Origin of the sequence: Microcystis sp. M109S1, from assembly GCF_020247025.1 — a bacterium.
In the GTDB taxonomy this organism is placed as follows: domain Bacteria; phylum Cyanobacteriota; class Cyanobacteriia; order Cyanobacteriales; family Microcystaceae; genus Microcystis.
In genome coordinates, this window is record NZ_JADBRW010000394.1 from 1 (window position 1) to 6325 (window position 6325).

The window sequence follows — 6325 nt, forward strand, 5'->3', positions numbered from 1 at the left end:
GTGGTCAACTACCTAATTTTCAGGGAAAAAGTACCTGAATTTTCCCCCTGATCACTCCCATGCCTGGTACTTTTTGATTGACAAAAAGTCTAAAAGTCTTACCCAACAAGGTTTTTAGATTTATTCAGCAGACCCTATCTAGGCTTATTATCCTTAGATAATGGCAAAATAAAAGATTTTTTGCTCCGGAATCTTAATTGGAAGTTTGTTTAGCGGCAGGATTTAGTCAAAATGTTTAAAAATATCGTTGTTGCCTTAGATTGTGGGGAATTATCGGATCGAGTCCTTCAGTCCTTGAATTACCTTTCTCTAACGGCAAATTCTTGCATCATACTCACCCATATCCTCGGCAAGGAGGGAGATGAATTGCCAGTTGATCGCCCTCACCCCTCCCGTGAGATCATTGAAGATCAATTGCGCTGCTATCAATCCCAGATTGCTGCCCCTAGTGAAATCGAGGTCATCTTTGGTGATCCAGCGGAGGAAATTATTCGTTTAGCTAATATCTATCATGCTGATCTGATCGTGATCGGCAGTCGGGGATTAACGGGAGTTCAACGGGTGATCGAAGATTCTGTTAGTAGTCTCGTGGTGGCAGAAGCTACCTGTTCAGTATTGGTGGTAAAAGCATAGCAGCCAGCATTCAGCTAGAAAAGGTACTCTGGCAAGAGTGCCTAAGTAGTCTTGAGCATCACTACGGATTAAAATTTGCAAATCTTATTTTTCCCCAATGTTTTCCCCCATACATTCCCCGGTATTTCCCCACTCACTCCCAAGTTTTCCACAGTTTACCCAGACTTTTCCACAGGCAACAGCGATAGAATCGGCACTTGCTTCGAGAAAAAATTAATCTTGATTGTCAAAATTCCCATCGATAGATACTGAGTTATTGTTAAGTTGAGTAAATAAAATCTAGCTCTAACCCTTATTCCCTCGTAAATATTAAGTTTTTCTAAAGCATTCCTTTACATCTGGTAATATTGCAACTCCCCCCAACTTGGCTCACAATAGTCCTTACTGTCCACTGCACCAGTCAGGGATTTCCCCACTTCAGATTCAGAGGTAAACGATATGAATACATCAGTCAGTATCTTGGCAGAAATCCCCGAAATCCTCCACCAATCCCTACAACAATATCTAGAAACTCACCCCGGTTGGGATCAAGATGGTGTGTTTACGGCGGCTTTGTCATTTTTTCTACTTAATTGTCAATCCTCCGAAAGGATGAATTTTGAGGAGCAAAATAGCTGTGCCAAGGTTTATCTAGAAACTTTGTTCCAGCGCTCGGAGTGCTAATTCGGTGATAATAAGAGTCGGGTCATGGTTAAAAGCCCGATTTTCCCCTATGAATTCCGATAAAACCCCTAATTTAATCATTCCTCAGTTAATTATCGGTTTGGGTAATCCCGAACCCAAATATGATCGCACCCGTCATAATATCGGTTTTGAAGCTGTGGACTCATTAGCGCGGGATTGGGGGCTATCTTGGCAGGAAAACAAGCGATTTCAAGGTTTTATTGCCGAAGGTGACAGTCCTCTCCCGGGCAAAATTCGTCTCTTGAAACCCCAAACCTACATGAATCGCTCCGGGCAATCGGTGCGATCGGTGCTGGACTGGTATAAACTAGCTCCAGAGTCGATTTTAGTCATTTACGATGATATGGATCTGCCCCTAGGCCGGTTGAGAATCCGTCTATCGGGATCGGCTGGCGGACACAACGGTATTAAATCAATGATTGCCCACGTTGGCACGGAAAACTTCGCTCGTTTACGCATAGGAATCGGTAAATCAACCGAAAAAGCGACAATTTCCCACGTTTTAGGCCGATTCACCCCCCAAGAAAACCAAGTGATCTTGAAAGTGTTAGACTTGTCCAGAAAAGCGATCGAACTTGGTCTCAAACAAGGGTTACAAAAGGCAATGAGTCTCTACAATAATCAAAGTGTAGAGATTGGTTCTAATCTATGCTGATAGCAAATAAGCCTGATTTTAGTAATGGTTATAATCGCCATTTTCGTCTATACTCTTACAGAACCCTTGCTTAAATTTTGATCGCCCTTTGCTAGATTAGGTCAATTTTTATCCTCGATATTAGCAGTTTAAGTATGATTAATCGCCAAAGTTTGCTGAGATTCGCCTACAAGTTTAATCTCATTTTATTGATAATCGCTACAGTTTTTTGTCTTTGGAGTAATGCTGCTTTTGCCCATCGTCCCCATGATGTGATTAGTCAAGTAGAAGTTTCTCCCGATTTCCAGACAGATAATACAGTATATATCTTGGTGCGAAATAACTTTTATAAGTCTAGGGATGGAGGTAGCAACTGGACAAGATTAATTCAAGGTTTAGATTATACGGGGGAATTAAGTTCCCTATCCCTATCTCCCCTCAATAAAAATATTCTCTATTTAGCTTCAAGATCCGATGGTATTTATAAAAGTGAAGATGCGGGGGAATCTTGGCAGAAAGTTAATCAGGGTTTAGAAACTAAATTTATTAACTTCCTAGAAATTGCCCCTTCCGATCCCAATATAGTAGCGGCAGTGGGATTAGAAAAAGGGGTTTATTTAACCGAAGATGGCGGTAAAAATTGGTCAAATATTTTCCCCACCACGGCACTGATAACCTCTCTAGCTATTACTCCCAACAATCCTGATCGAATTTTTTTCGGGGATGAACAGGGTAAATTATACACTTCCTCCGACGGGGGAAAAACTTGGCAGAATCTCCCCTTACCTGCTAATGTGGGGGCAGTGGATACAATTGCTTTTTCTCCTAATTTAGACAGGGATAAAACCTTTTTTGTCGGCACAAAAGAAGCAGGTATTTTTAAAACCGTTGATGATGGTAAAACCTTCCAAGCTGTTAACGAAGGAATTAAAGATAAAATCATCGAAGACATCGTTATTTCTCCCCAGTATGCCCAAAATTCAACCCTTTATGCCATCACTTGGTATGACGGAATGTATGTTTCGCAAGATGGGGGCAAAAGTTGGACAAAAATGAGCGAGGGTTTAACCAAAGATAAACAGGCTGATGATTATAAAGTTCCCCATTTTATGGATTTAAAAATAGTTCAAGATACGATGTTTTTAGGGGGATTTAATGGCTTATTTAAAACCACGGATAGCGGCAAACAATGGCAGGAAATAGCAACTTTAGCCCGGGGAACAGTTATCGCTATGGCGGTTTCTCCTAATTATGCCCAGGATGGTACTGTTGTCATTGCTAATTATGTAGGCAATATCTTCATCAGTCGGGATAAAGGGGAAACTTGGACACCAATTAATCGCGGTTTAGAGGTTTATCGACTTGGTAAAGATCCCGAAGAATCAGGACAAGATCCCCGGCGTTTCTTTGACATTGCCTTTTCTCCTAACTATGGAGAAGATAGAACTATTTTTGCGGGGTTTTTACGCAATAAATTTGCCAAATCCGATAACAGTGGTGATTTCTGGAAAATTATCGAAATCGATGAAGGAGTCCGCGGTCCGAGGATAGTTCCTTCCCCAGATTTTGCCAAGGATAAAACTCTTTTTCTCACCAATCAGCAGGGGAGAATATTTCGTTCTACCGATGGAGGAAATACGGTTAAAAATATCAGTGAAGTGGGCAGAATTTTTGGTAATTATGCCCCTGCCATGGTAGCTTCCCCTGATTTTTCTAAGGATAAAACTTTGTTTGTCACGGGAAAAGAGGGCATTTATCAAAGTGTTGATGGTGGACTAACTTGGAAAAATGTCAGCCAAGGAACCCCCCTATCAAAAACCTCTAATGTGCAGTTGGCAATGTCTCCCAATTATCCCAGTGATGGAACTATTTTTGCTGGGACAATTTCTGGTTTGTTTGTCACCAAAGATGGGGCTAAAAGTTGGACAAAATTAGAGAAACCGGGGTTTAATCCCAATACCTCGGTAGAAACTATTGCTATCTCTCCTGATTATGCCAACGATCGCACGGTAATAGTTAGTTTACAGGGAGATGGTTTGTTTAAATCTACCGATGGAGGAGAAACTTTTAAATCAATTGGTGATCCTAAAATACCCCTAGTGAAAATTCATAGTATCCCCTCCTCTGGTATCTCCGTCCAGTTTTCTCCTAATTACGCTCAAGATAAAACTTTATTCGGTTTTGGTGGCGCTCAAACTACAGTTTTTCGTTCCACCGATGGGGGAGAAACTTGGACAAGTGTAACTATTCCTCCTCACGCGGAAGAAAATACACCCCGCTATAAAATCGGTGAATTTTTCTCCGGTCCCCTTGGCACAATCTTGCGCGTGGTTATCCCGATTCTCCTGGCAATCGTCGCTTATTTTCTGGTGGGTTTCCTGAAACTGGAGAAAGTTATTAATCTTCCTAAATCCTTCTTCCGCATGGCAGCAGCATTTATGATTTTTCTGTTTGTTTTCTTCGCTATCATTACCCAAGTTTAGGATCTAGGTAATCTCTTGTCGAGAAATTTTGCCTTAAAGAGAACAGGAAATAGGAAAAAGTGCGGGTGTTGGACGGGGATAGTGACAATAAATTATAATCTTGTTCAACTGCTCCCTAGTATCTCCGCAAAAATATGAATATTGCCGCCCAAACCCCCTTTTTCAGTGAAAATAGTTATCCATTGGCTGAATCGAGCTTTTCTTCTTCTCCAGAAACCTTTCAATGGACTAAGCAATGGTATCCCGTCGCTGTTGCCGAATTTCTCGATCCCTCCCGTCCCCATAAAATCCAGTTATTGGGGAAAGATCTGGTGTTATGGCGCGATAATTCCAATCAATGGTGTTGTTTTGCCGATTTTTGCCCCCATAGGTTGGCTCCTTTGTCAGAAGGACGTATCGAAGCTGATGGAACCTTGCTCTGTGCTTATCATGCTTGGCGTTTTGATAGGGAGGGTAATTGTGTTAGCATTCCCCAATCACAGGATGCACAAACGGAAGCCAAAAACTGCTCAAGTCCGAAATCCTGTGCCGTTGCCTACCCCACCCAGCAATGTCAAGGGTTAATCTGGGTATGGGCAGAATCGGGAAGGCAGGCTCAACAGGAAAGTCAGGAGCGACAGCCGGCTACCGTAGCGGAATTAGAGTCAGATTCGGAGCAAGTTCGGCAATTATTTTGGAATATCCGCGATTTACCCTACGGTTGGGACTTTTTTATGGAAAATGTCGCTGATCCTGCTCATGTTCCCGTTTCTCACCATGGTATTGTCGGTAATCGTTATCAAGATGCTAAATATTACGATATGCCGCGTCTGAGAGAGCTATCCACCCAAGAAGGGTTTTCCTTTGCTATCACTCCCACGGCGGCGATTATAGAGACAGCCGTTCACGATTTTCACCCCCCCTGTCAGATGAGAATTTGCACCACTTTCACCGATGGGGGCAAGTTAATCCTAGTTTTATACGCTATTCCCACTCGTCCGGGTTGGTGTCGTCATATCGGTTGTCAGGTGTTAGTCAAAAATAAAGCCGGAAAAACCCCCCCCGGATTAGGTTTTTTTGCCTTACCTATGCCCACTTGGTTAGGTCATATCCTTGCTTCTGTATTTTTACACCAAGATCTCGTTTTTCTTCACTACCAAGAGAAAATTTTAGCCCGACGGCCAGAAAATTGGCTCGATGCGGTTTATACTCCCAATCCTCAAGATAAAATGGTGATTACCTTTCGTCAGTGGTTCAAAAACAGAGCCGGAGGGAGGATTCCCTGGGCAGCTGACTGTAATCCCCAATTACCAGCCCCAGAGTTCGATAAACGCCAGCTTTTTGATGTTTGGACAACTCATACTAAAGATTGTCAGGTTTGCCAAAATGCTCGGAAAAATATACAGCGTTTGACTTTATTTAGTTATATTGGTGCGATTGTCTCGGTTTTCTTGGCAATTTTCCTCGATGCTCGCTCGCTCGCTTTACGGGCAGCAACCACTAACCTAACCAATATATCGCCCTTGAGCTTATTCCCGACCCTAGGATTCTGGATGGCAATCCTAGGAGCAATCGGTTTAGCTATTATCGGCTACGCTCTGCAAAAGTTGAGCGGGTTGTTTTATGTCTATGAATTTGAACATTCCCGCAATGATTAGCCTCGATACTCCCAGATAAGACAAATTTTTGCTGGCGGGGCTTGACAAATCCCGCCGCTTGCCTTATACTTATATGTATAATGGGAATCCGTGCCTGCCTGCGACCTCTGATTTTTACCGAAATTTTGGGTTAAAGCCCCGTCCTTTTAGGACGGCTTTTTAAACTATAGCTTGTTAACTTAACTTTTATTGTGCTATACTGATTTTATCTAAGTACCCCCTGCGTAAAATGTTTGTCTTAGAGTTTAAAGTTA

5 protein-coding genes are annotated in these 6325 nt (G+C 42.4%); all 5 read left to right on the plus strand.

Annotated features, from left to right (window positions below; all coding sequences use genetic code 11):
* Positions 1-231 precede the first annotated feature (231 nt).
* Positions 232-633 carry a universal stress protein gene (locus IM322_RS19480; protein WP_287676347.1) on the plus strand — a complete coding sequence of 134 codons (402 nt, stop codon included), beginning with the start codon at positions 232-234 and terminating at the stop codon, positions 631-633.
* 438 nt (positions 634-1071) lie between these two features.
* Positions 1072-1296 carry a DUF2811 domain-containing protein gene (locus IM322_RS19485; RefSeq protein WP_002800048.1) on the plus strand — a complete coding sequence of 75 codons (225 nt, stop codon included), beginning with the start codon at positions 1072-1074 and terminating at the stop codon, positions 1294-1296.
* Between the two features lie 49 nt (positions 1297-1345).
* Positions 1346-1972 carry an aminoacyl-tRNA hydrolase gene (pth, locus tag IM322_RS19490; RefSeq protein WP_061430600.1) on the plus strand — a complete coding sequence of 209 codons (627 nt, stop codon included), beginning with the start codon at positions 1346-1348 and terminating at the stop codon, positions 1970-1972.
* Between the two features lie 134 nt (positions 1973-2106).
* A complete protein-coding gene (locus IM322_RS19495; protein ID WP_287676348.1) occupies positions 2107-4434 on the plus strand; it encodes a VPS10 domain-containing protein in 2328 nt (775 codons plus the stop codon).
* Between the two features lie 134 nt (positions 4435-4568).
* The gene (locus tag IM322_RS19500) at positions 4569-6071 is read left to right on the plus strand and encodes an aromatic ring-hydroxylating dioxygenase subunit alpha (RefSeq protein ID WP_287676349.1); all 1503 of its coding nucleotides are present in this window, start codon (positions 4569-4571) and stop codon (positions 6069-6071) included.
* Positions 6072-6325 lie beyond the last annotated feature (254 nt).

What these genes read in the sequence shown, in the direction of transcription:
- IM322_RS19500 (WP_287676349.1), top strand. Translation starts at nt 4,569, where the DNA reads ATGAATATTGCCGCCCAAACCCCCTTTTTCAGTGAAAATAGTTATCCA.
- pth (WP_061430600.1), top strand. Translation starts at nt 1,346, where the DNA reads ATGAATTCCGATAAAACCCCTAATTTAATCATTCCTCAGTTAATTATC.
- IM322_RS19485 (WP_002800048.1), top strand. Translation starts at nt 1,072, where the DNA reads ATGAATACATCAGTCAGTATCTTGGCAGAAATCCCCGAAATCCTCCAC.
- IM322_RS19495 (WP_287676348.1), top strand. Translation starts at nt 2,107, where the DNA reads ATGATTAATCGCCAAAGTTTGCTGAGATTCGCCTACAAGTTTAATCTC.
- IM322_RS19480 (WP_287676347.1), top strand. Translation starts at nt 232, where the DNA reads ATGTTTAAAAATATCGTTGTTGCCTTAGATTGTGGGGAATTATCGGAT.